Below are 24107 nucleotides of genomic sequence, written 5' to 3'. Positions count from 1 at the left end.
CAACAGGCGTGATCGCAGCCCAAGGGTGATCGCCACAATTGGCACTTTCACGATAATGGTTTTTTTTTGACTGTTTTGTCGATCGAATTTGTCGATCAAACAAGTGGATCAAAAAAACAGCCACGGGTTTATCAACGAAAGAGCCTCTCTTGAGTCATCAGTTTGTCAGCTCGAAGTCTAACTACGGCATCTAGCATATCAAAAAACGTTCCGCGTCAAACTTTATAATCGATCGGTTTCAAATCTAAAGCTTTTTGCATGGCTGCTAGTTCATCGCGGTGAGCTCTGACAGTAACAAAGCTCTTGGTTGGGCTTCCCGACTCAGCAACTGATTCGAGTTTGAGGGAGACTTGCTCAGAGCGTCCAGCTTTTTTCCAGTAAAATACCCCCGCCAGCGGGGACAGCAGTACCAAAGCTAGGAAAATTTGACCCTGCTGAGGAACTAGCATTCCCAAAACCAGTCCCAAGCACAGAGTGCCACCTGCACTCAGCAGAGTTAGAAAAATAGCTAGAAACCAACTCGGCCGCACAAAACCCTCAAACGTGACTTTATAGTTGGGGGCATCGACGGCTGCAACTCGGTAAGCTCTATCGGCAAAATACTGTTGTAAGTCGGTTAACAGTGACTCTTGGGCGCTCTCGGAAGCCAGCTTGACTTGTTCGATGCGATCTTTGACTGAAGCCTTGATGAAGAAAAACAAGCCTACGGCCAACAGCAGCGTCAGCACAAAGGTAGAGGGAAGAACAGCAGTATCCATTGGTAGAAGTTTGTGTAATTGAAATTATCTACTATTACTTTACAGAACTTTACATAAGAAAGCGATCGAGGACTTACGCAGACACTTTTTTATCAAAATTCGCAGAAAGCTTCTTCTGCAAAGCGTTTTGCTCTCCATCACCCAATAATTTCCATATCTCCCCATCATCCCTAATTCTTAAGTGACAATGCGTAAGTCCTGATGTAGTGTAGCTGCTTTAATCGCTGTGTGGCGATCGAGCAAAGCGAAGGCAATCGGGCAAATCGCTTTGCAAGTAGCGCCAGCATCTCCAGGGTTTAGGCATCCGATTCCAACTCGGCTAACCTGTGTGACCAGTTTCTAAGGCGCGGGAACGACGCTCTGACGAGCCGTTTCCCTGACCAATGTACTCATGCCAGAGACGAGCGAGGTCTTGAGCTTGGTGGCGCCACTCAGGGAGGATTTGATACATCCGGCGGGGGCGGCCGCGTCCTTCTACTTTTTTCCAGTAACCGGTGATTACGGCTTCATCTTCGAGGAATTTCAGAGCGCTGTAGAGAACGGTATCAGATAGTCGGTAGATGGGGAATTCCCTCTCTAGTTGGCCAATCAGTTCTGTACCGTAGGAATCTCCGCGCAATAACACGGAGAGAATGTAACACACAGCTAACTCCTTGTTTAGATAAACAGGAGGGGGGTCTTGAAAAAATTGATAGATATGTTCAAACTTCATCTGTCTTGTCCGCTGGAAACTCTCGTGATACCGTCAGGTTAACGGGAGAGGAAAGCGGGGCGGGGTGTGCCGCTTCCTAATGATTAAGTGGGACACCGGGGAAACAGAGGTGCAGTATTTCCCCAGTGAATGTTGATAGCCCCAAACGCTTGTCCTGCACTTCGGTAATGTGGGCCTGCGGCTTGGTTGAGCAGCGCTGACGTAACGCCGCTTACTAACTTCCTCTTCCAATCTATCGCAGCGACTATTGTCAAGTGTGCGATCGCCTGCAAGAATTGGCAGTTACTTTGGGAGTTAGTGTTTTAACTGAATTTGCCGTTGATGTTTGCGTTCAAGCGCAGGCTTTAAACCGAACTCAGGCCTAACATAGCCCGCAGTGTAAAAGTTAGAAAGACAAAAGTCGCTACAATCGAACTAATCAGGGCGATCGCACTTGTCGGTCGATCGAGCAGGGGTTTGAGTCGCTCGAACAGGAAAAAGAAAATTCCCAGACATATCGTAATGAAAAAGCGCGGGTAGCGAGAGACGTTATTAATAAAATCTTGCATTGGCTTGGTGGGGTAAAGTGTCACAGCACGATCTTTGACTGGTAACACTTGTGAGCGAGTTAGACAATTTTGGCACAGCCGGAGCTAAATCTGCCGATCGGGCGATCGGGCATTTTTGCCGGCCAGGCTGACATATATAATTCTAACGAAAACTTTTCGCCGATGGCTCCAGCACTGTCTGTTTAATGCCACGCGACCTCCGGTAAGAACTTCAGAAGTATGTCTATTGAGTTCTAGTTGTGATAAATATTATAGGGCCGTTATTTCTAGATAAATGTCTGCTGCCGCACCTTCTTTCGTCTTGCCACGTCCGTTTCTGAAATGGGCAGGAGGCAAAACTAGGTTGATTGGACAATATCAACCTTATTTTCCTGAAAAGTTCACAACTTACTACGAGCCTTTTTTGGGTGGCGGAGCTATATTTTTTTACTTAGCACAGCAGCACCCTGGTTTGCAAGCTGTTTTAACAGATATTAATCCTGAGTTGATTAATGCTTATCGCTGTGTCAGGGATAAAGTGGAGGAACTGATTCTACTTTTAGAGGAACATCAGTTAGAACATACCAAGGACAATAAAGATTATTATTACTCGGTGCGATCGCGCTCCTACAAAACAGATACAGAACAAGCAGCACGCCTGATTTACCTAAATAAAACTTGTTACAACGGCCTCTATAGAGAAAACTCAAAAGGTGAATTTAATGTTCCTATAGGTCGATACAAAAATCCTAACATTTGTCAAGCAGATTTACTGCGATCGGTCTCATCTTTACTCGCGCCCGCTCAAATTGAAGTCAGAAAATTCGATGAAATTTTGGATTTTGCTACCAGTAGCGAAGACTTTGTTTATTTTGACCCGCCTTATTATCCAATCAGTGCCACCAGTAACTTCACGACTTACAGCCGGGATAATTTCAAAGAATCGGAACAGATTAAACTGAGAGATATTTTTGCAGAACTTGCAGAACGGGGGGTGAAAGTTATGCTGTCTAATTCAAACTGCGATTTTATCGAAAAAATCTACAGCGATACTCAACTTTTTCCAAATAAATCTCTGCCAAAGCTCCTTGAAATATCAGCATCTAGGGGAATTAATTCTAATAGTTTTAAGCGCGGAAAAATCACGGAATTATTAATACGTTCATTTTAAGTCTTACTTACGCAAAGTCTCTAATTAAGTATATTTCGTAGGATCAATACGTGGTTGCCCCACACGCGGGAAAGTCCCCTAACTCCTGTTACAGATATTTGTTAGCCCAGGTAATGAAACCTTCGAGCTTGTGGACTGCCAACAGATTTTGATTGTCAGGAATTTGTTTTTTAAACCAGTCGATCGAACCTTGCCTCATACCGTCCCCACCCACTATAACAATAGTAGGAACCCGATAACAATTTTTAATATTTAAATTTAGGTAAGGATACTTCTCGTCTACTGAACCTTTGTCTTCTTGCCACTTGCACTCAACAATTAGACCCCGAGGAAACAAACCGGAATCAACAATATAAAAATCGACATTTATTTCAGTTTCATAGATGCTAGACCCGATATAAACCTGTTTAGCATATCGCTTGGGATTTTCAGTAGAGCTTAAGAGCCACTCTCGCTTGCGCTTTTTCGGCAACTGGGGGCATATTTCGAGATATCCGTGGCCTCTCAACGTACCTTCTACAGTTGTTTCTAAAACAAAACCAGTTTTATTGGCTCTAAAACCCCTATTCATTTTGTTGGCTCCTGAATATAATCTGAATTAAGCCGATCGCACTTCGATCACTCCCCTGTCAAAAACCCCTTTGTCAGTACCGATAGAACTGACAAACATCCGGTCTTCATAGACATCAAACGTCGCAAAACTCAGGCGGCTAGCAGAATACTCCGTCCACTCAGAACGGCTCACCGGACGAGTGCCCGCGCCGGCCCCACAAATTAAATAAGTCGTACCGTTAATCGAGCGAGTGCGTTCGTAACTGTGATCGTGTCCGTTGATATAAAGCTGCACGCCGTACTTTTGAAACAAAGGCGTCAAAGTCTTAATAAAAGATTGACTCACTCCGTACACCCCAGAGGAATAAATCGGGTGGTGGCCGAACACAACTTTCCAAGGTGCGGTGCTCTGACTCAACTCTTTTTCCAGCCACACAAGCTGATTTTTCCAATCGGCATTGCGATTGGTATCTAAAGCAAAAAACTGTACCGGATCGCGCCGAAAAGTATAGTAGCGACCTTGCATATTAAAACCCGCATATTTAACTTGCGGATCCCCGTTAGCAGTGCGGATGTCGTGATTTCCCAGACAAGCATAAAATTTTACACCTTGCTGTAATAAGGGCTGATAAGGCCGCTCGAAAACAGCATTAATTTTTTCAATTTCGCCGTTATTGTAGATATTGTCGCCGGCAAGAACAGCAACATTAAAAGGGTTTTCCCGGTGATATTGCGCCATCGCCTCAGCCACAGCATACTGACCTTCTGCGCCGGTACCGGTGTCGGCTACCGAAATAAAGCGTAAAATAGGCGGTGAGGCCGGCAAAGGAACGATCGCCCTTTCTGCCTCAACGTTAGAAGGCAAAGCAGCGTTGGCGTCTGTATCCCAGGCAGTCCGAAGCTGAAACATTTTCCAGACTCCGGCAAAACCTAAGCTGCTGAGACTGCCTAAAATTAGAAAGTGACGGCGTTTGATGCTCATTTTGATTCGGTTACAACTAATAAAATGATAAATTAAGGTTGAGATGGCTCAACTAAAATTTATCGCGTTTAGATATATTTGCAACGCCCCAAGGCAGAGAAAATGTCAGAAGAACAGCTAAACCAGTCAACTCCAGAACCCTCTCAATCTCCGACACCGGAGGTTGATTCGGCCGCCAAGTCTGCCCCCACTGGCAGCAAAACTCAAAATGCCAGCAGCGCGGTTCCCAAAAATCAGAGAATCAAAACTTTGATTGCATCGATCGGGAATTTGGGAAAAAAAGGCAAAAAATTACCAGCCGAACCGCCGTTGCAGCAAGAAAAGCCGCTCGCACCCACCGCTTCAGACTCAGCAACAGCAACTCCTCCGGCTGTTGCTGTGGAAGTTAACAGCGTGCCACCAAAAGTTGCTGTAAAAGTTGAGCAAAAGCCTGTATCCCAACGCAAGGAAGGGAGTTTTTTAGAGAAAGTCGTTGTACTTTGGCAAAGTATTGTACGGCTAGTGCGATCGCTACTGCCACCATCTGCCAACGAGAAGCTGTCCGATCCAATTTTAAACGCCGCCATAGCAGCAACTCTTATCGTTGTAGTCGGTTTAACTTTCAACAGTTTCTCAGCAAAACCGCCGGAGAAAGTAGCAAAAGTGCCTCTCCCAGCAACGCAGCAGTCGCCGCAAACTTTTGGTGATTTTATGGCATCGGGAACGCCGAAATCGCCAGAGTCGATCGTACCATCTGAGCCAATCTCTACTAAATTCAAAAGCAAGTTGCCCGATTTAGTGGCGCCGGAAAAACCCCAACCAGTAGAACTTATCCCACCGCCACCGCTGACGCCCGAACAGTCTCTGATTGCTGCGATTCAAAATCAAGTTACTGACATTAAGAATCGACTGGGCGGCGGTTTAGTTGAGTCTGTTCAAGTTAATTTTTCCAGCAGCATTTTGACAGTAAAAGTCGCTGAAGATTGGTACAAACTCAGCGAAGTTGAGCAAAATCAACTCGCAACAAAGATGTGGAAGGAGGCTAACTCACTCGATTTCAGCAAGTTAGAAATTGCGAATATGGAAGGGAAGTTAATAGCTAGAAGTCCGGTTGTTGGTTCGGAAATGATTATTTTAGATAGAGGGATTAATTAGAATTTAAAGAGTCTGTATCTGTAGACTCTCAAACAGATGTTATATCATTTCCGGCTGCATCGGAATCATACCGAGGACACGGCTTTTGGAGTGTCCATACCCCATTAATTGTAGGGACAAGGCAGTGCCGTGTCCTCCGTTTATACAGCATATTCCATGTATATGTGATACACACAATATTACGAGATCCCGTGTAAGGTGCGTCGCCATCTATAATCTGCAAGTTTTATCCAAGATATCGCAGCGACGCACCCTACCAAACTTATTTACCGGACATTAAATTAATTAACTTTGAGGGAAATTGAAAAATGACAATTTTAACTCAAGTCGAACAACTAGAAATTGAATATCCCAGCAGCGACGGAGAGCCGATGGCTGAAAGCGACATCACGCGCGATTACATGACTTACAGCGTTGAAGCTGTCAAGCTTTACTTTCAAGAACGTTCTGATGTTTACGTGTCAGCTAATTCTTTCATTTATTATGAACAAGGGAACAACCAAGCGGTTGTTGCTCCGGATATTTATGTGGTGTTTGGAGTAGCTAACCGCAAAAGGGATAATTATAAAGTTTGGGAAGAAGGCGGAATTACTCCCGATTTTGTGTTAGAAATTACTTCGGAAACTACTCAGACGAAAGACCAACAAACGAAACCGGAAATTTATCGGGATTTGGGAGTTAGGGAATATTTTCAGTACCATCCGTCGGGAGATTATCTGAATCCAATTTTACAGGGAGTACGTTTAATAAACAATCAGTATGAGCCGATTGCAGCCAACAATATCGCTTTCGATACGCTGTGGTTGTTCAGTGAAGTGTTGGGACTGGAATTGCATCTAATTTCAGGAGAATTGAGGTTTAGAGTTCCTGAAACGGGTGAGTTTTTGAAGACTCATAAGGAAGAAAAACTGGGACGAATGGCCGCGGAGTCAACATTGCGCCAGCTCGTAACTCAACTCTTAAATTCTGGAATGAGTCGGGAACAGGTAGCGCAAATGATGAATTTATCAACCGTGGAAGTGAGACGATTGGTAGGGGAAAATTTTTGATTGATCGCACTTTTCCCAGATATCCAGGATAGTGCGATCGAAGTATTGGACAAAATGTCAACAGTCAACAGTCAACAGTCAACAGTGAAGTCATGACTAGAGAGGCTTATTAGTAGGTTTAAAACCCTGCTTTTGGAAATAGGTTCGGAATACCTCTTGAGCAATTGGTGCCGCCGATACAGAACCAAATCCGCCGCCTTCAACTATAACTGCGATCGCAACTTCCGGTTTGTCAGCAGGAGCAAAACCCACATACATAGAATTGTCAGGATGACCGGGCATTTCCACCGTCCCAGTTTTGCCCGCACTTAAAGGAATAGTACCATCATTCAAGCCGCGGCCTGTACCTTTTTTCACCACCTCAATCAATCCTTGTTTAATGACATTTAAAGTTGCCGGCTTAATACCTGTTGAAATTTTTTGAGTAACAGGCGTATTGGTTTGAGAAGCCAACAAATGTGGCTGCACTCGCCAACCACCGTTGGCAATAGTTGACACCATCACTGCCAATTCTAGCGGAGTACAAAGTACCAAACCTTGACCGATTGCCATTGTTACCGTATCGCCCACATACCAATCTTCCCCATACATTTTCTGTTTCTCTGCTGGTATCGGAACTTGACCGTGATTGGCGCCATCTATCCCCAAAAGATCTAAATTAATAGTACCGCCAATGCCCATTTTTTTAGCCCATTTTGCCATTTCTTCTGGCCCAGCAGTCATACCTACTTGATAGAAAAACGTATTGCTGCTGTAGGCTAAAGCATCGCGGAAACCGATAACGCCGTAACCGGCGCCGTGTTCGTTAAAGGAAATTCCGCCGATGTTAATTGAAGCAGAACTTACCAAAGTCGAGTCAGGAGAAAACTTGCCCGACTCCATCCCAGCTACAGAAGTTACAATCTTAAAAGTGCTGCCGACTGGATAGCCTTGAACGGCCCGATTTAAAAATGGCTTGTCTGGCCCTTGCAGCCGATCCCATTCTGTTTGAGTTACCTTGCGGGTGAAAATATTGGGATCAAATGTCGGCCAACTAGCCATTGTTAAAAGAGCGCCGGTTTTCACGTCGATCGCCACAACTGCACCAAGGCGATCGCCCAAAGCTTTTTCCGCAGTTTTCTGCATATCTAAATCTAAAGTTAGCTGTACCGGTTTGCCGGGGATAGGCTCTTTTACACCTAAATCTTGGATTTCCTCGCCCTTAGCATTTACCTCGATTAAACGGTTTCCCCAAACACCCTCTAAAGTTGAATTGGCTAATTTTTCAACTCCCATTTGACCCACGATCATTCCCATCGGATATGCAGGATTAGCTTTTAATTGATCTAAACTAGCTTCGCCGACGTATCCCAAAAGGTGAGCTGCTAATTGCTGGTTGGGATTGTCTCGGCTCGATTCTACGCGAATTTCAACTCCCCGCAAAGCATTACTTTGTTCTCCCAAAGCGACGAAAGTACCGACATCAATATCCTTACTAATTCGCACTGGCAGGGCTGATCTGTAGCCAGCTACATCGATTTTTTTGATAATTTCGGCCGCGGGAAGTTTGACGATCGGGCCCAGTGTAGCGGCGATCTCTTGCCACTCCTTGGCCGATCGTTCTTTTGGCCACACATATACTGATCGAGATACGCGGCTGGCCGCAAAAATTTTGCCGTTGCGGTCTAAAATTTGACCGCGAGTCGCTGGGACTGAAACAGGGCGAATGCGGTTATTTTCCGCCCGCTGTCGATTGTAGGCTCCCTGTACCAGTTGCAGTTCGGCTAGACGAAATATTGGTAGCGTCACCAACGTAGTGACGAGCAGCATAAAAATCATAACTTGGAGCGATCGGCTGCGTTGCCGTGAAGCATTGTCCAAGCCATTTTTGTCGAATCGGATTTTAGAGTTAAAAGAAAAATCGCCAGCCATATTAATTAATCTGCTCTTTTTATTCAACTAACAGGTTGATACGGTTCCCATCCGGATGATTTGGCAGAGGATACAGGGATTATAACTTCTAACTCTTTAGTAACAGACATAAATTCTATCGATTGGCAGATGAATCAGCCGGATTTGTTGACTAAGTTAGACATTAAATATCAGGTTTTTCTGACAATTCAACTGTTAAGGAGGTAGGGGCTCTGTGGAACCGATCGATTTTTTGATTGCTTGGCTCGTGACGGGCAGCAGCTTGCTGCTAATTTCTCAACTGCCGATCGGCGTAGAAATTGACAGCACACCGAAAGCAGTAATTTCCGCTGCGGTTTTGGGAATGTTGAATGTTTTAATTTTGCCAATTCTGAAAGCAGTTTTTTTCGTGCCGAACCTACTGACGCTGGGATTGCTTTCCGGCGCGTTTGCTTTTGTAATGAACGTGATTGTTTTTGCCTCGGCTGCGAAGTTAGTTGAAGGATTTAGTTTGCGGATGGGCCTTTGGAGCGCGGTACTGGGGGCGATCGCCTTGGCTGTAGTTAGCAGCTTTATCAACGGCGTACTGATTTAGTAACTTCCCCTGATAAAGGGCGATAGAAATCGCCCGATATTTCCCACCCTTAGCAGGCGCGTTTCCTGTGCCTACAAGCCATTTCTATCGCCGAATATTTCTTCTCCCTTCTTCCTTCAATCCGTTACATCCGTTACATCCGTTAAACAATCGGTTGCCGAACTTCCTTCAATCCGTTACATCCGTTACATCCGTTAAACAATCGGTTGCCGAACTTTTTTCAATCCGTTACATCCGTTACATCCGTTAAACAATCGGTTGCCGAACTTACTTCCCCATCAGCGACTTATAGGCCGTCACCTTAAGATCAATCCCAGTAATATCTGTCCCCACAACAACAGCCATCGCTCCTAAATCCAAGGCTTTTTTAGCCATTTCCGGCCCCGATATCCCGCCTTCGCAGATAACGGGAACCTTAAGCTTTTCTACCATTTCTGCAAGCAAATCAAATCCCGGCGGCGAAAAATTTTCCGTCTGGGCAGTGTAGCCAAAAAGAGTAGTTGCTACAGTATCTGCACCAGCTTCGGCGGCCGCGATCGCAGCTTCTATTGTATCTACATCCGCCATCACTAATTTACCCAATTCACTGTGAATTCGCCCGATTAATGTCTTTAACTCTTCGCCAGCAGGACGGTTTCTCAGAGTAGCATCAACGGCGATAATATCGGCTCCAGAAGCCGCGATCGCCCCCGCGTCTTCAAACCGAGGAGTAATGTAAATCTCGCATCCCGGCAATTGCTGCTTCCAAATCCCAATTATGGGAGCGGATATCTGTTTTCGCACCGCTGCAATGTGAGCCGGAGTGTCAATCCGCACGCCCGACGCACCTCTATTGATGGCGGTTCGAGCCATTGCCGCAATTACGATCGGATCGTGCAGCGGCGAATCAGCAGGTGCTTGACAAGAAACAATTAATCCTGTAGGAATTTGACAATTAATCATGGGGAATTGCGGATGGGGCATGGGGCATGGGGCATGGGGCATGGGGAATTGGGCATGGGGCATGGGGAATTGGGCATGGGGCATGGGGCATGGAGCATGGGGCTTTTTTGTAATTTATTCCCTGTGCCCTATTGAAATCAAATAAGCGTTAAGTTTTGGTAGTAATTTACCGACAATTGGTTTAAATTTGCTTACTTTTTCGCTTGTGATAAGTTGTCTAGCGTAGGCTAATCTTAACCAGTTTACTGTTTCGTACAAAGAGCCTCTCGCAATTTTTACAAAACGCCGATTATCTTGGTCATTATAACGACCTCTTCCTTCAGCAATATTAGCACAGACACTATCAGCAGACCGAACGATCTGTTTACCCATCGTATCTTTTGTGAAGTAATCCCATTTTTTAACAATTTCCCAAATCTGATTCGCCAAACTTTCCGCCAACTTATAAACCTCTAATTCCTCAAAATCAGGTCTTCCCATAATTGCCTCAAAAACTGAATTATATTAAATGCCCAATGCCCAATGCCCCATGCCCAATGCCCCATGCCCCATGCCCCATGCCCCATGCCCCATGCCCCATGCCCCATGCCCCATGCCCCATGCCCCATGCCCCATGCCCAATTACCCATTACCAATCCCGGCCATTAAAGAAATAATTTTGTCCAGCAATTGCTCAGGGTGAATCGGTTTAGCCAAACAATCGTTAGCTCCCGCCGTCACGAAAGATATCTGATCTAGCGGAATTTCATGAGCGCTTAAAGCTAGAATCTTGATATTTTCAGTAGCTAGTCTTTGGCGCAGTTGGTGAATTATTTCGCAGCCATTCATACCCGGCAAACGCATATCGACAATCACAGCATTGGGCTGCAAAAGTTCAATTTGTTCCACCGCCGCCGAACCTTCAATCATCCACACCACTTGCAGTCCTGCTGCTGTCAGGATATCGCAAATCAGCATGGCAGTTTCTTCATCTTCTTCGACGAGCACGAGACTGCCCCGCAAGGAGGAAGAATGCAGCGGTAAAGATGAATTGGATTTTTCATATGTGAATTTTGTGGATTCATCTTTGGTTAGAGTTTGGATGGGTATAAAAACGGTAAAAGTAGAGCCGACATCAACTGTAGAGTTGACTTCGATCGCACCGCCGTGAAGCTCTACTAACTGTTTAGTTAAAGCCAATCCCAGACCGGTGCCGCCGTATTCGCGGCGGTAGGGGGAATCCAACTGCTGGAATTTTTGAAACAACAGCGATCGCTGATTTTCGGGAATTCCAATCCCGGTATCTTTGATTTGAAAAACAGCGGTGCTGCCTGCCGGTGCAGTACCGGCCTGCCGAAATGCCGGCGTTCGATTTTGATCTTCTGTCACCCAAACTCGCAGGATGACTCGCCCGCCTTTGGGAGTAAACTTAATCGCATTTCCTATAAGATTGAAGAGAATTTGTCTCAAGCGGCGCGGGTCAGCGATGAAGCGATCGCACTCTTGTTTTATTCGCTGTTCTTGCAGCAGTTCCACGCCTTTAGTCGCAGCTTTTTCTTTGAGGGCGTGCAGGCTCTGAGAAGCTAATTTAGAAAGTGAAAATTCACTAATTTTTAATATTGCTTTTCCAGCTTCTACTTGCGATAAATCTAAAATATCGTTAATTAATTCTAATAAATGGTCGCCGCTGTCTCGGATAGTTTGCAGGTACTGCCGCTGCTTTTGTATCGGCACTTCTTTGCTGCCAACTTTGCCGTAAGACCACCGCAGCAGCGTGTCGGAAATACCGATGACGCAAGTGAGAGGAGTCCGCAATTCGTGGCTCATAGCTGCCAAAAATTCGCTCTTGGCGAGGCTGGCAGACTGGGCGGCAACCAGTGCATCGCGCAGTTCTCGCGTGCGCTCTATTACGCGCTGTTCTGAGGTGCGCTTTTGCTGCTGGACTTGTGCATAAAGTTCGGCTTGGTAAATGGCGATCGCCAAATGTTCTGCTATTTGTCGCAAAAAAGTTTTTTTGCTTTCTTCCCACTCCCGAAAAGTACACTGGTGGGCAATTAGCAGCCCCCACAAGTCATCTTGAACTACGATCGGCACTAGCAACTTTGCCCGCACCTTGGCCCGCCGCATCAACTCTAAAAAACAAGGCTGCGAAGAGTAAGTTGTTTCCACATCCGCGACGCACAAAGCCAAACCTTTGCGATATTTCTCTCGGTCAATGACTCCATTAGTAAAACACTGCGCGCCATCACTAAAATTCAGTACAGACGAGATAGCATCGTTGGCTAAAGCTTCGTAGGTAACGCGACCTAAATACAAGTAAGACCCGGAATTTTCTGGGATTTCGCCAGACCCAGAAACCGCCGTAGGTCTTTCTTTCGCTAACTCGATCTTGTGCGGTGCTGGCACTTTTTCAAATTGATAAATTAACAGGCGATCGACCTCCAAAAACTCTCGCACTTGCTCGACTGCTTTTGACAAAATTACAGGCAATTCCAAACTCTGGCGGATTTGAGTTGTGACCTGATTTAAAAGTCGCTCTTGTTCGAGCTGCTGCTGCAAAGCATCTTCTACTGGCTGACAAAATGAAATACAGGGACTGGCAATTTGTAATTGATTGACGGCTTCAGCAATCTGGCTTTGTAGCGTTTCTGGATCTATAACTTTGGGCGCGGATTTTCCCTCTATTTCTCTTTGGCTGTGTAGGGGCGGGCGATTATTTGGGCTGGCATTGGCAGCGAGAATATCCAGCAAATTTAGGGTGAATTCACTTTGAAGAACGGCCGAGTTAGTCTGTATATTTTTAATTGCTTGTTTGAGGGCGCGAATGTCAATTTGCCACGAGGGTGCGGGCGTTATTTCTGCGAGTTTGTCTGCGAGGGGAGACAGGAAATCGGCGATCGCCCCGGGGTCGAAAGTCAACTGCACATTCAATTGCGAATGGAAATTTTTTTCGCTGTGCTTGTGTCCGTTTGTTGCGAACTCATCTAATAGATTGCCCCGCAGCAGTGCGCTAAAATGCTCTGATACCACTGCTGCAAACCTTTCCGACGAATTTTCCAGATTGTGAGAATCAGCGATCATCGCATCGTCGGTCAGCCAAATCGCCCCTGGGAGTTCAGCCATTTGCTGTAACAACTGGTAAGCAGCCTCAAAGGTTGCTAGGGGCAAAGTCCGATGTAAGGTTTTTGGTTTCAATCTAGATATTTTCCCGGTTGTTTTAAAGAACAAAATATGAATGCCCCTGTTGTGAGGACGGAACCCGTGGCATAACAGGTGCGGCCGATCCAACAGGCTTGAGATGACAGTAGTCAGAAAGTAGGTAATAGAAGGCCCCGGAGCCAGAGAGCTTATTTCTCCCTATCATTGTTATTACTTGAAACAATCTTATTCCAGTATAATATTAATATATAATTTGTTAACTTGTACTTAACACTATCCGGGTAAATGAGCAATCCAACTCAACTCACCCCCGATTTCACGATCGGACATCTGCCGTGTCACGACTTTCAAGTGAGCGCTGCAACTCTAGGACAGGTAGTGGCTGAAAGATTTGAGCAAGAACCAGACCTGCCGGGAGTCATTATTACTCATGAATCACAGGTATTGGGCATGATTTCTCGCGTCAAATTTCGAGAGCAAATGAGTTTTCCCGATCGCGCAGAACTTTACGGGTCACACCCGATTCGAGCATTGTTAGATTTTATTAGAATTCCGCCTTTGCTGCTTTCGGAAAACTGGAAAGTTGACGATGCCGTCCAAGCGTCTTTCCACAGGCACAAAGACTTGATTTATGAACCAATTATTGTGGTAAGGGAAGACCAGAGCCACCACCTTTTGGACGTTCATACTCTGGTGATTGCCCAGTCGAAACTTTTAGCGCAAGCCAACAAAGCTATTCAAAAATACCGAGTAGAAAGACACAAGTATTTGGCGCTAATTCAACAAGAACAGGCTAAGGTTCACGAATGTAATGAACTTTTAAAAATCCACCAACGTCAAACAGAAAATTCCCATGCCAATCCTAGTTCCCAGCAAGTGGCACTGGTCAAACAAGCTGAAGAAATCGCTCAAATGAATCAGCGATTTGTAAGGATTGCGAAACTGATTTCTTCGGAAGGTCGCCAAGCATTTCAAGCTACTTTTCAAGGTGCTAATTCTATTTGCAACAATACAGATAAAATTTTGGGGGTGGGCAAAGCAATAGCTAATGATTTAGAAACGGTTAACCGCACTTCCCGAACCATTCGGGAGGCGATCGAACAAGTCAGGCATTTAGCAGTACAGGTGGCTGTAGTTACCAATCAAATGGGAAGTCAGCCTAGTGGCCTGAGCAAAGTGAGTCTAGAAATTGGCAGACTGGCAAGTAAAACTTTTGAATTGGGGACTCAAATGGAGCAAATTGCTAGCCGATTTAAACTTCGAGTTCACGAACTCACGGAGGCAGCAAGAGCGGGTGCTAATGTGGCTAAATCAGTGACTATCAAGATCGATCGCGCCGAAATGGCCCTATTAGAGTTGGAAGAATTAATAGCGGAAAAAAATTTCAATTCGTTGACCGCTATCCAAGAACCTTTGGGAGTCATAAAAAGTGTTACCGCTGATTCTTTAGTTAGAGATATAGAACACACAGAAGTCGCGGTCACCGAGTTGGAAGACTTAGTTAAAAATCAAGATTCCTCGCAATATTTGATTCAAAAGATTCAGCAGGCGCTGAAGTACAAAAAACCATAAAATATCAGCCCGAATCTAATGAAACATTTCGAGAGGAAAACAAATAAAATCAAAATAATAATTGACAATAATTCTATTTCAAGAATAGTATTTGTTATACTGAAGGTGGGGATTTTTTGAATTCAGTTGTAAAAAGGCTATTTAATTAGCCCCAAAAACCGATAAAAAGTTCCAAGAATAGTTGGAAGGACAGGTGAAGTTTATGAAAATCCTGCTGGTAGAAGATGACATAGTTACAGTCAGTTTGCTGACTCAAGCGCTGAACTCTCACAATTACAATGTGAATGCGGCAGCAGACGGTGAAACAGCGTTGCATTTGGTGCAGGCATACGATTACGACCTGATTGTTTTGGATGTGCTAATTCCTAAACTCGACGGCATTAGTTTGTGTCGAAAATTGCGATCGTCCGGCTGCCAAATGCCGATTTTACTGCTGACAGCGCTAGATAGCAGCAACGATCGAGTCCAAGGTTTAGAGGCGGGTGCAGACGATTATGTGGTCAAACCCTTTAATCTCGAAGAATTAATCGCTCGAATTCGGGCTTTGCTGCGCCGGGGTAAGGCAACTTTGTCAAGTACAAATTTGACTTGGGAAAAACTGCAAGTCAACCCAGACACTACGGAAGTAACTTATGCCGAAAAAGTGCTGCACTTGACTCCCAAAGAGTACAATTTGCTCGAACTTTTCCTGAGAAATCCTCGGCGCATTTTCAGTCGCAGCGCTATCCTCGATCGCATTTGGTCGGCCGGCGAATTTCCTCAAGAAGAAGCAGTTACCGCTCACATCAAGGGGCTGCGGCAGAAGCTGAAAGCAGCCGGGATGACTGTAGATTTAGTGGAAACCGTGTACGGATTGGGCTATCGGCTCAAAAGTCTGCCGGAGGAGATTGAGAGCCAACAAGTTGGGCAGGAAACGGCAGAAACTGCTAAAAATCAAGAGACTTTATCTACTGAATCCAGCGGGTCTAGCCAGGAATTAAACAAAGACGAGCGCCGTCTCAAAGTCTTGAATGCGATTGCCCAAATGCGGGAAAATTTAAAAGCTAATTTTATAGAAAAGGTGGCGATATTCGATCGCGCGATCGCTCAACTGAAAAACGGAAGCTTGGAGGGCGAACTGCGCGAGGAAGCCCAGACCCAAGCTCACAAATTAGTCGGTTCTTTGGGAACGTTAGGCCTGCCGAAAGGTTCGGAAGTTGCGCGCGAGATAGAACATTTGTTCAAGGCTGAAAATATCTTGAAACCGGGGACAGCTCAGCAGATTGAGGGATTTCTGCATCAGCTCAAACAGGTATTCGATCGCCCGTCGCCCGAACCAGAAGGCGCTTTGGTTCCTGCGGTTTCCCAAACGCGCCGAATGCTGATTGTTGATGATGATACTTTTGGGAGCGAGCAACTGAAAACAGTAGCATCCGGTTCCGGCTTTCAGATAGAAGTCGCCAACTCTCCGCAAGCGGCAAGAAATGCGATTTCTCAACAGCCTCCCGACGCGATTTTGCTGGATTTGAAATTTTCCCGATCTCAGGAAAACGGACTTTCTCTCTTAGCCGAACTCCGCAGTGAAAAGCCAGAAATTCCGGTGATGGTTTTTAGCGGACACAATCAATTGAGCGATCGAATAGAAGTTGCTCGTTTGGGAGCTTCGGGCTTTTTACACAAATCTATACCCCCAGCAGATATACTCAAAGCAGTCGCCCAATTAATCGACCAGACTGGCCCTGCTGAAGCTAAAGTTATGGTGGTAGACGATGACGTGCATCTATTGGCTGTACTGCAAGTGATTCTACAACCTTGGGGATTTCAAGTAACAACATTGGACGATCCCGAAAAGTTCTGGGAGGTACTCGAAACGACTTGTCCGGATTTGCTAATTTTAGATGTGGAGATGCCCGGTTACAGCGGTATCGAGCTGTGTTTGGCAGTTCGCAACGATTTGCGCTGGAGCAAGCTCCCCGTCCTATTTTTGACAGCTCATTCCGAGTCAGAAATAGTGCGCCAAATGTTTGTCGCAGGTGCTGACGACTACGTGAACAAGCCGATCGTGAAACCGGAATTAATTGCTCGCCTCCTGAATCGTTTGGAGCGGACTCAACTAAGAAACAGACTGGCTCAGGCACAGCGCTAATCCCATTTTAGATTAAAAAATTAAAGAATTAAAGAATTGAAGAATTGGGAATGAATGATGAAGCTCGTGGTTGGGAGCACGGGGCTACAGTTGTATTCTTGTTTAAAACTGGTATAACCATGAATAAATATGCAGTGCGTGTCGGAAACGACTCAGGAAGCCTTAGCCAAGACTTGGGATTGTTTGGTTGTGCGATTCGGACGCGATGGCGTTAATAGATGCTTGCCAGCTCATCAAGAACACAGACTTATTTAGAGAAGTATTAATCAGGTGAAAGCCATGATATTGCCCTCAGACAAAAACAATCTCAATGACAGCGACTGCGAACTAATTTACGCCCCGGGTTCGATTCAACCTCACGGCATCCTTTTGGTGCTGGAATCTCCGGCGTTGAAAATTTTGCAAGTTAGCAACAATACTTTTGAGGCGATGGGCCTTTACCCCGAACAACTTTTGGAGCAATTTTTAGAGGAATTTGTCGAGACTGAGGAAATTCAAGCTATTGAAAAAGCTTTATTTGAAAACGACCAACAACGTAACGCTATCAGATTATCATTCAAAAGTCAAGACCGCAAGTCTTTTTTTGAGGGGACGCTACATCAATCAAATTCAGCATTAATTCTTGAGCTCGAGTCGGCTGTTTCCCCAAAACCTAGCGATTCTTTCGATTTTTATCATTTAGTCCAAGAGCCGATCGACAAAATCCACAAAACACCAAACCTGCAAGTGCTGTGCCAGACAGCAGTTGCAGAGGTGCGGAGGATGATCGGTTTCGATCGAGCGATCGTCTATCAATTTGATACCACCGGTGCGGGGGAAGTTGTCGCCGAAGACAAAGTAGAAAGTTTGGCTCCTTTATTGGGACTGCACTATCCGGCTACCGATATTCCTCCCCAGGCAAGAAAGCTGTTCAACATGAATTTAATTCGGTTTATTCCCGATATTAACTGTCAGCCGATAGAACTAATTCCTCACTGCAATCCGCTGAACGGCCGCCCCCTGAATCTGGGCTTCTCTTTGTTGAGAGCAGTTTCCCCTTGCCATGTTCAATATCTCAAAAATATGAACGTTGGCGCTAGCATGACCTTGGCATTAATCAAAGATCGAAAACTCTGGGGATTGATCGCCTGTCACCACCCAACACGAAAGTATGTCAACTACGAAACAAGAAAGGCTTGCGAACTACTAGCAAAGTTTGTGAATCTAGAACTTAGCTATAAACAAGATAGCGAAAATTGGGAATATGCAATTTATTTAAAAGAAAATTGCCATAAGTTTATTACCAAAATTTCTCAATCACACTGGTTTGTAGAAGGTTTACTTAAATCCGGAGATGAATTGCTGACCTTAGTGGGCGCAACTGGTGGAGTTGTGTGTGCAAATGAAAATTTAACAACCATCGGCAAAACCCCGGAATTACTAGAAATTGAAAACTTAATTGCTTGGATAAAAACTCAAATAAATAATGATATTTTTTATACAGATTCTCTCTCAAAACTCTATCCGCCCTCGCAGACTTTTAAAGAAGTTGCTAGCGGTTTGCTCGTCCTTGCCATGTCCGAGATGCAAAATTATTACATTTTGTGGTTCCGTCCCGAAACAATTCAAACTGTCAACTGGGCCGGCAAACCAGACGGGGAAATTGAGATGAAACCGGATGGCAGCCGGCCGCTGTCTCCTCGCAATTCCTTTGACTTATGGCAAGAAACTGTGAGGTTAAAATCTTTGCCTTGGCAGCGGTGCGAAATCGAAATAGCCCGAGAACTACGAGTTGCTATTACTAGCATGGAGTTGCGGAAAACTAATCAGCAGCTTAGCTTAGCTTTGTCTGCTACCAAAATCGGATTTTGGGACTGGGACTTGCAGAAAAATCGCATTGTTTGGTCGAGGGAACACGAAGAGTTGTTTGGGTTTGCCCCTGGAACTTTTGCGGGAACTTATCAAAGTTTTGCAGCTTGCATTCACCCAGAAGATTTAAAAAATACGGATAATACTATAAATCAGACTTTGGCCCAGCGAGCAGATTACTTTCTGGAATACCGCGTGGTTTGGCCCGACGGCAGCATTCACTGGATCGAGGGAAAAGGTAAGTTTTTTTACAACGAAGCCGGCGATGCAGTGCGGATGGTGGGGACAGTTACAGAAATTACCGATCGCAAAGCTAGAGAATTGCAGTTGCGCCTGTTGGAATCAGCAGTCACCACCACTAACGACGCCGTGTTAATTACCGAAGCTGAACCGGTTGAAGAACCGGGCCCGCGAATTATTTATGTCAACCCAGCTTTCACGCGGATGACCGGCTATACGCTAGAAGAAGTTGTGGGCAAAACGCCGCGCATCTTGCAAGGAGAAAAAACAGACCGCGCCAGTCTCGATCAAATTCGGACAGCTTTGGAAACCTGGCAGCCGCTGCGAGTTGACTCGATCAATTACCGCAAAGACGGGACGGAATTTTGGGTAGAAATGAGCATTGTGCCCATAGCGGACGAAAATGGTGAGTTTACCCACTGGGTCTCAGTGCACCGAGATATTAGCGATCGTAAACTTGCTGAAGCAGCCCTTCAACAGCTCAACGAACGGTTAGAAATGCGAGTTTTGCAGCGAACCAGAGAACTAGAAAGCTCTCAAGCAGAACTCCGGGAAAGCGAAGCTTTATTTCGCTCTCTGAGCGAGAGCTCCCCTGTGGGCATTTTCAAAATCGATACTGAGGGGAAATGTACCTATACAAATCCTCGCTGTCAAGCAATTGGTGGCTTCACACCGGCAGCAGCTTTAGGAAACGGCTGGATGCGGTTTGTTCACCGCAAAGACCTCAAACTAATTCTGTCTAAGTGGTCCCAATCGCAATCGCTAGATGGGGAATTTTCCTGCGAATTCCGACACATCCAGCGAGACGGAACCATCCGGTTTTGTCGGCTGAAAACAGCTCCGATTTTTTCCGACAGATCTCAACTAATTGGTCACGTCGGCACAGTCACAGATATCACAGAAAGTCGGGCAATTGAAAAAATGAAAAATGAGTTTATTTCGATTGTCAGCCACGAACTGAGAACGCCGCTTGCCTCCATTCGCGGTTCTTTAGGTTTGCTGGCGGCTGGGGTACTGAAAAGTAAACCGGAAACTGCCAAACAGATGTTAGAAATCGCTTCGAGCGATACCGAACGGTTAGTGCGTTTGGTAAACGATATTCTCGACTTAGAGCGGCTCGATTCGAGCCAAGTTATCCTCGTCAAGCAGTGGTGCGATGCCCAGGTCTTGATGCGGAAGTCTGCAGAAGCTGTACTTTCTTTGGCTGCTGAAAATAATATTGATTTGTCGATTTTGCCCGAAACAGCCCAAATTTGGGCTGACCCGGACAGAATCGTTCAACTGCTGGTAAATTTGTTGAGCAATGCGATTAAATTCTCCGCTCCAGGGAGTACAGTAACTCTCAGGGTGGAAGATTTAGGCGATTCCCTACGGGATAGCTACGCTTCACGGGTTTTATTTGAAGTCAAAGATCGAGGGCGGGGGATTCCTGCAGATAAACTAGAAACTATCTTTGGACGGTTTCAACAAGTCGATGCTTCTGACTCCCGCCAAAAAGGAGGTACGGGTTTGGGTTTGGCTATCTGTCGCAGTATCGTACAGCAGCACGGCGGCAGAATTTGGGCCGAAAGTGTTGTCTCAGAAGGAAGCAGTTTCTATTTCACAGTGCCTGCACCGTTGGAAGGCGAAGGGGGAAAAAGTTTGGAGGTTTGAGATTGCTTTGATCGGAACTCGCGAAAGCTAAAGTTTCTGGAAACGCACGCGGTTAGGATGATTTTGGGAGTCTGATATGTCGATTTTTATGTTCAGGGTTTCAGTAGGTGAGTGGCTACATACCAACCGCTTGATTAGAACGTTCTTAACTGCTGAAACTCTTAATTTTATTGCTTCTTTCTTCTTCTCTATCTGTGAAGAAGCCGAGTTGATGAGGCAGGGTGCTTAAGTTTTTTTCAGTTTACCATAATTAATTTAAAATTTGAGTTTTAATTATGTCAGCAAAGCGCATTCTGGTCATCGATGATGAAAAAAACCTCTGCAGCGTGATTCAGGCCTGTCTGGAACATTTAGGCGGCTGGATTGTACTAAGCGCGCCCGACGGCAGCCAAGGATTGCTGTTAGCTGAAACTCAACTTCCTGACGCTATCCTGCTAGATGTGATGATGCCGGATATGGACGGACTTACTCTGTTTGGTTTGCTGCAAAACAATGTGGCTACTCGGGGGATTCCGGTGATTTTCCTGACGGCTAAGGTGCAGGCGATGGATTTGAGCGAATTTGCTGATTTGGGGGTAGCGGGGGTGATTGCCAAGCCTTTCGATCCTTTGAGTTTGGCACAGCAAGTGGCGGACATTCTGGGTTGGGAACCGTTGCTATAAACTGGGGTAAAAGGCGATCGCAGATACCATATCAAACTCGGCATTTGAAACCCCTACTAGACAAACAAAGTTGGCCCAGCCCGACTAAAGAATCAAGGGGGCATTAAAGCCGGATGACGATCAAAAATCCGCTTTCTCCTTTTCTTGATTGTTGCGAAAATTATTCAATTATGTTACATAACCCGGTTTATGCGTCCAGGAAATTCCTAGTTTTTCCGGCTATGTTCATAATTTCCTCATTTTTTTGATTTAGCTTTGAGATCGATCGGTGATTGGTTAACTTAAACTCTGATTCCCTAGAAGTTCTAGAGATGATCTCAGGGAGTCGGGGTTTTTTGTTACCCGCAAAGCCGATCGCCGATCACCGTATTTACAGGCAGAATAACTCCTCCAGAAGTTACAAACACTTGCCTCAAGAACGGTTTTTCTTAACCCGGAATCACAGATGCAGCCAAGTTTTTTGCTAAAAAACTCCGTTTCAACCTGCTAATCCAAGATTTATGCAGATTTCCCTCAGAAACCTGGTTTTTTAACCCAGGATCACAGATGCAGCCAAGTTTTTGGCTCAAAAACCAGGTTTTTGCCTAACTGTTGTAATCTCTCCTTCGGCAAAAGTATATTTATCAAAAAAATGATGGCCTTCATAATTTCCTCATATTTTCTAGATAAAGTTTACCCGAAGCTCTGGATCTGAAGGTCGATCGCACTCTCAGCACCATTCCGCTGCCAAAGAGCGAACCTGTTGTCAGGAGAGTTCGGGGGAGTGAGGGTACTTTCGATTAACTCGTGCTACAGCACAACCAACCTCCATAAGTCAGGATCTAGGCCCTGCATACCAAACAAACCGGGTTTTGTACCGGGAAAAACCGGGTTCCTGCGCCAGTCCTCTAAGTGTTGGCAGGATAACTAAATGCTACAAAAATTAATAACTGAAGATGTGATTCGCGCTCTCGAATAACACCCCAAAAATAAGTCGATCGTTTGAACAAGAGCCAAACTCGTAATTGCTACTAACAGGCAAGGCCAAGTCTCAGTAAGTTTTAGAAAGAGTGTGGAGATTTTTTAAATGTCTGATCAGCTATCTTATAAAGGTAACAAGCAGATTCTGTGCTATTACGCAAATGTTAGCAACCAAGTTCAGGTGGTTCGGATTGGGAACATTCCTAATTGGTACTTTGAAAGAGTGATGTTTCCGGGACAGCGACTGATGTTTGAAGCTGCTGCAGAAGCAGTCTTAGAAATTCACACTGGTACGGTGGCAAGTGCTATTTTATCCGACAAGATTCCCTGCTACGTCCTGCGGGTTATAGAAGAGGTAAGTTCCGAGTTCGAGCTGGTGATGACCGAAGAACGATTGGGGGTATTAGCGGGTTAAAATTCATGAGAAATCAGACGAGATCGAGAACGGCCACAAAAATATTAGTTAACGAGTGTTTGGGGACGGGGAAAATGCAGAAAAATCTTGTCAATATTACCTTAGCTGTAGTCACAGAGGAAGTAGAAAATATCTTGGAGTCTTATCCGAAGCACCCTTACCAACAAGCTTTTTCGCCTTCGGGATTGCGACAGGATTTAATTGCTTATGTGCTCAGCCGAGTTCCTAATAGATATACTGCGATCGACTCCGGCGAGTCTGTGTCAAACCAAACAGTTCAGGTTCGCTGTTCTTCTGAGCAGTTGCTGCACATAGAAAATTTGATTCATACTGGCATTCGCGACGTGCTGCACAGCTATCAGAAGATAGATTACCCCCTGCCTGAAGAAGTTAAATTCGGTTCGAGGGTTGCTAGTGGGTTTTGATAGTTTTTTGTAAATGAATGAGGGAGAAGCCGAGATTCTCGGCACTCTCGGTTGGAGGAGATGGAATTGTACTGACAGAAAGCATCCAGGATACCCGCCACGTGATTCATCCGTCCAGAAATAAAAAACCTGTATCCGATAAAGGCGCCCCCGAATTTATCTCGCGCAAGTCAATGCTAAAATCTAAAATCTAAAATCTAAAATCTAAAATCGATTGACTTGATGATTCAAGACTTTTGGTAATCGCCGCAGCAGTTGCACGGGCCATTGGGATTGACAGCACAGCGCAGAATTTCCGATCGAGCATTAAAGCGACAGCTAGCATCTCCGATAACCCAGATGCCACTTACAAAAGTTCTTTCCGTCGGCGGTGTAGCCGACTGCACGTACAGGGCAATTTTTTGCAGTCGGTAGCGGCCACATTTGAGTTGATAGCGGTGGTGGCGTTCCAATACAGCGTAGGTTTGTCCCTCTAAATCTAGATAGTTCCCCGGTTGTGGCGTCCAATCCAGCCGAATGCTGCCTAAATATTGGCGGGGGTGAGAGAGAATCACCTCTACGGGTAAAGTATTTTGTTCCATGTGGCGGTGCGTTTGCGAACTGAACTAAAGGGGCAAATAGTTGACTCAACCTACATCTTGTTCATCTAGAAAGATAAGTTTTTATAGAGAGAGTAATTTACTGTACTTTAGACTAAATAAAGATGAGAACGGTGGCTTTGAGAAGAACTAAAGCCACCGCGCCGGGAGAGAATAAG

Annotated in this window: 20 protein-coding genes; 10 read left to right on the top strand and 10 right to left on the bottom strand. The window is 45.3% G+C overall.

From position 1 onward, the window contains the following. Positions 1-215 precede the first annotated feature (215 nt). The 3 genes from Q5691_RS22900 to Q5691_RS22890 all read right to left on the bottom strand — a co-directional run bounded on the left by Q5691_RS22900 (position 216) and on the right by Q5691_RS22890 (position 2018). Positions 216-758 carry a cofactor assembly of complex C subunit B gene (locus tag Q5691_RS22900; RefSeq protein ID WP_333213382.1) on the bottom strand — a complete coding sequence of 181 codons (543 nt, stop codon included), beginning with the start codon at positions 756-758 and terminating at the stop codon, positions 216-218. Positions 759-1077: 319 nt separating this feature from the next. Continuing rightward, a complete protein-coding gene (locus Q5691_RS22895) occupies positions 1078-1470 on the bottom strand; it encodes a PadR family transcriptional regulator (protein ID WP_333083597.1) in 393 nt (130 codons plus the stop codon). A gap of 344 nt (positions 1471-1814) precedes the next feature. After that, positions 1815-2018 carry a DUF751 family protein gene (locus Q5691_RS22890; protein ID WP_333083642.1) on the bottom strand — a complete coding sequence of 68 codons (204 nt, stop codon included), beginning with the start codon at positions 2016-2018 and terminating at the stop codon, positions 1815-1817. A gap of 274 nt (positions 2019-2292) precedes the next feature. Between Q5691_RS22890 and Q5691_RS22885 the strand changes: the two genes are divergently transcribed. Then, positions 2293-3168 (top strand): DNA adenine methylase, encoded by an 876-nt coding sequence (locus Q5691_RS22885; RefSeq protein WP_333213381.1) that lies wholly within the window; start codon positions 2293-2295, stop codon positions 3166-3168. Positions 3169-3256: 88 nt separating this feature from the next. Here the strand turns inward: Q5691_RS22885 and Q5691_RS22880 are convergent, their stop codons facing one another. Continuing rightward, entirely contained in the window at positions 3257-3739 is a 483-nt protein-coding gene (locus tag Q5691_RS22880) for a PD-(D/E)XK nuclease superfamily protein (protein WP_333213380.1), read from the bottom strand. A gap of 27 nt (positions 3740-3766) precedes the next feature. After that, entirely contained in the window at positions 3767-4702 is a 936-nt protein-coding gene (locus tag Q5691_RS22875) for a metallophosphoesterase (protein ID WP_333347255.1), read from the bottom strand. Between the two features lie 102 nt (positions 4703-4804). On the opposite strand from Q5691_RS22875, the gene Q5691_RS22870 reads away from it, so the two are divergent. Then, positions 4805-5836, top strand: coding sequence for a hypothetical protein (locus Q5691_RS22870; RefSeq protein WP_333307902.1), 1032 nt, complete (start codon positions 4805-4807; stop codon positions 5834-5836). Positions 5837-6144: 308 nt separating this feature from the next. Continuing rightward, positions 6145-6885, top strand: coding sequence for a Uma2 family endonuclease (locus Q5691_RS22865; RefSeq protein WP_333347252.1), 741 nt, complete (start codon positions 6145-6147; stop codon positions 6883-6885). A 96-nt stretch (positions 6886-6981) separates the two neighbouring features. On the opposite strand, the gene mrdA is transcribed toward Q5691_RS22865, so the two are convergent. After that, positions 6982-8796: a penicillin-binding protein 2 gene (mrdA, locus tag Q5691_RS22860; protein WP_333213376.1), complete on the bottom strand. Its 1815-nt coding sequence runs from the start codon at positions 8794-8796 to the stop codon at positions 6982-6984. A gap of 214 nt (positions 8797-9010) precedes the next feature. Here mrdA and Q5691_RS22855 point away from each other — a divergent pair, with 214 nt between their 5' ends. Continuing rightward, on the top strand, positions 9011-9370 hold the full coding sequence (locus Q5691_RS22855; RefSeq protein ID WP_333213375.1) for a phage holin family protein: 360 nt from the start codon (positions 9011-9013) through the stop codon (positions 9368-9370). A gap of 267 nt (positions 9371-9637) precedes the next feature. Here Q5691_RS22855 and Q5691_RS22850 read toward each other — a convergent pair whose 3' ends face one another. From Q5691_RS22850 to Q5691_RS22840, 3 genes are all read right to left on the bottom strand, one after another. Beyond that, positions 9638-10312 carry an N-acetylmannosamine-6-phosphate 2-epimerase gene (locus Q5691_RS22850; RefSeq protein ID WP_333213390.1) on the bottom strand — a complete coding sequence of 225 codons (675 nt, stop codon included), beginning with the start codon at positions 10310-10312 and terminating at the stop codon, positions 9638-9640. A 114-nt stretch (positions 10313-10426) separates the two neighbouring features. Beyond that, complete coding sequence (locus Q5691_RS22845) at positions 10427-10792, bottom strand: four helix bundle protein (RefSeq protein WP_333213374.1); 366 nt, start codon at positions 10790-10792, stop codon at positions 10427-10429. Between the two features lie 141 nt (positions 10793-10933). Beyond that, positions 10934-13486 (bottom strand): ATP-binding protein, encoded by a 2553-nt coding sequence (locus Q5691_RS22840; protein ID WP_333347247.1) that lies wholly within the window; start codon positions 13484-13486, stop codon positions 10934-10936. A 249-nt stretch (positions 13487-13735) separates the two neighbouring features. Here Q5691_RS22840 and Q5691_RS22835 point away from each other — a divergent pair, with 249 nt between their 5' ends. The 6 genes from Q5691_RS22835 to Q5691_RS22810 all read left to right on the top strand — a co-directional run bounded on the left by Q5691_RS22835 (position 13736) and on the right by Q5691_RS22810 (position 23350). After that, on the top strand, positions 13736-15022 hold the full coding sequence (locus Q5691_RS22835; protein ID WP_333213372.1) for a chemotaxis protein: 1287 nt from the start codon (positions 13736-13738) through the stop codon (positions 15020-15022). A gap of 202 nt (positions 15023-15224) precedes the next feature. Further along, positions 15225-17147 carry a response regulator gene (locus Q5691_RS22830; protein ID WP_333307911.1) on the top strand — a complete coding sequence of 641 codons (1923 nt, stop codon included), beginning with the start codon at positions 15225-15227 and terminating at the stop codon, positions 17145-17147. A gap of 279 nt (positions 17148-17426) precedes the next feature. Then, positions 17427-20888: a PAS domain S-box protein gene (locus Q5691_RS22825; protein ID WP_333307913.1), complete on the top strand. Its 3462-nt coding sequence runs from the start codon at positions 17427-17429 to the stop codon at positions 20886-20888. A gap of 275 nt (positions 20889-21163) precedes the next feature. Beyond that, positions 21164-21550: a response regulator gene (locus tag Q5691_RS22820; RefSeq protein WP_333083611.1), complete on the top strand. Its 387-nt coding sequence runs from the start codon at positions 21164-21166 to the stop codon at positions 21548-21550. Between the two features lie 1066 nt (positions 21551-22616). Further along, positions 22617-22925 carry a DUF1830 domain-containing protein gene (locus Q5691_RS22815; protein ID WP_333347245.1) on the top strand — a complete coding sequence of 103 codons (309 nt, stop codon included), beginning with the start codon at positions 22617-22619 and terminating at the stop codon, positions 22923-22925. 74 nt (positions 22926-22999) lie between these two features. After that, positions 23000-23350: a late competence development ComFB family protein gene (locus Q5691_RS22810; protein ID WP_333347242.1), complete on the top strand. Its 351-nt coding sequence runs from the start codon at positions 23000-23002 to the stop codon at positions 23348-23350. 227 nt (positions 23351-23577) lie between these two features. Here the strand turns inward: Q5691_RS22810 and Q5691_RS22805 are convergent, their stop codons facing one another. Further along, entirely contained in the window at positions 23578-23931 is a 354-nt protein-coding gene (locus tag Q5691_RS22805; RefSeq protein ID WP_333213367.1) for a DUF6464 family protein, read from the bottom strand. Positions 23932-24107: the final 176 nt, after the last annotated feature.

Source organism: Microcoleus sp. w1-18aA5 (assembly GCF_036701705.1).
Classification (GTDB): domain Bacteria; phylum Cyanobacteriota; class Cyanobacteriia; order Cyanobacteriales; family Microcoleaceae; genus Microcoleus.
This window is presented reverse-complemented; position numbering and strand designations above follow the sequence as displayed.

Excerpts from the sequence above, each read along its gene's own strand:
- Q5691_RS22900 (WP_333213382.1), bottom strand. The coding sequence starts at position 758 with ATGGATACTGCTGTTCTTCCCTCTACCTTTGTGCTGACGCTGCTGTTG.
- Q5691_RS22895 (WP_333083597.1), bottom strand. The coding sequence starts at position 1,470 with ATGAAGTTTGAACATATCTATCAATTTTTTCAAGACCCCCCTCCTGTT.
- Q5691_RS22890 (WP_333083642.1), bottom strand. The coding sequence starts at position 2,018 with ATGCAAGATTTTATTAATAACGTCTCTCGCTACCCGCGCTTTTTCATT.
- Q5691_RS22885 (WP_333213381.1), top strand. The coding sequence starts at position 2,293 with ATGTCTGCTGCCGCACCTTCTTTCGTCTTGCCACGTCCGTTTCTGAAA.
- Q5691_RS22880 (WP_333213380.1), bottom strand. The coding sequence starts at position 3,739 with ATGAATAGGGGTTTTAGAGCCAATAAAACTGGTTTTGTTTTAGAAACA.
- Q5691_RS22875 (WP_333347255.1), bottom strand. The coding sequence starts at position 4,702 with ATGAGCATCAAACGCCGTCACTTTCTAATTTTAGGCAGTCTCAGCAGC.
- Q5691_RS22870 (WP_333307902.1), top strand. The coding sequence starts at position 4,805 with ATGTCAGAAGAACAGCTAAACCAGTCAACTCCAGAACCCTCTCAATCT.
- Q5691_RS22865 (WP_333347252.1), top strand. The coding sequence starts at position 6,145 with ATGACAATTTTAACTCAAGTCGAACAACTAGAAATTGAATATCCCAGC.
- mrdA (WP_333213376.1), bottom strand. The coding sequence starts at position 8,796 with ATGGCTGGCGATTTTTCTTTTAACTCTAAAATCCGATTCGACAAAAAT.
- Q5691_RS22850 (WP_333213390.1), bottom strand. The coding sequence starts at position 10,312 with ATGATTAATTGTCAAATTCCTACAGGATTAATTGTTTCTTGTCAAGCA.
- Q5691_RS22845 (WP_333213374.1), bottom strand. The coding sequence starts at position 10,792 with ATGGGAAGACCTGATTTTGAGGAATTAGAGGTTTATAAGTTGGCGGAA.
- Q5691_RS22835 (WP_333213372.1), top strand. The coding sequence starts at position 13,736 with ATGAGCAATCCAACTCAACTCACCCCCGATTTCACGATCGGACATCTG.
- Q5691_RS22830 (WP_333307911.1), top strand. The coding sequence starts at position 15,225 with ATGAAAATCCTGCTGGTAGAAGATGACATAGTTACAGTCAGTTTGCTG.
- Q5691_RS22825 (WP_333307913.1), top strand. The coding sequence starts at position 17,427 with ATGATATTGCCCTCAGACAAAAACAATCTCAATGACAGCGACTGCGAA.
- Q5691_RS22820 (WP_333083611.1), top strand. The coding sequence starts at position 21,164 with ATGTCAGCAAAGCGCATTCTGGTCATCGATGATGAAAAAAACCTCTGC.
- Q5691_RS22815 (WP_333347245.1), top strand. The coding sequence starts at position 22,617 with ATGTCTGATCAGCTATCTTATAAAGGTAACAAGCAGATTCTGTGCTAT.
- Q5691_RS22810 (WP_333347242.1), top strand. The coding sequence starts at position 23,000 with ATGCAGAAAAATCTTGTCAATATTACCTTAGCTGTAGTCACAGAGGAA.
- Q5691_RS22805 (WP_333213367.1), bottom strand. The coding sequence starts at position 23,931 with ATGGAACAAAATACTTTACCCGTAGAGGTGATTCTCTCTCACCCCCGC.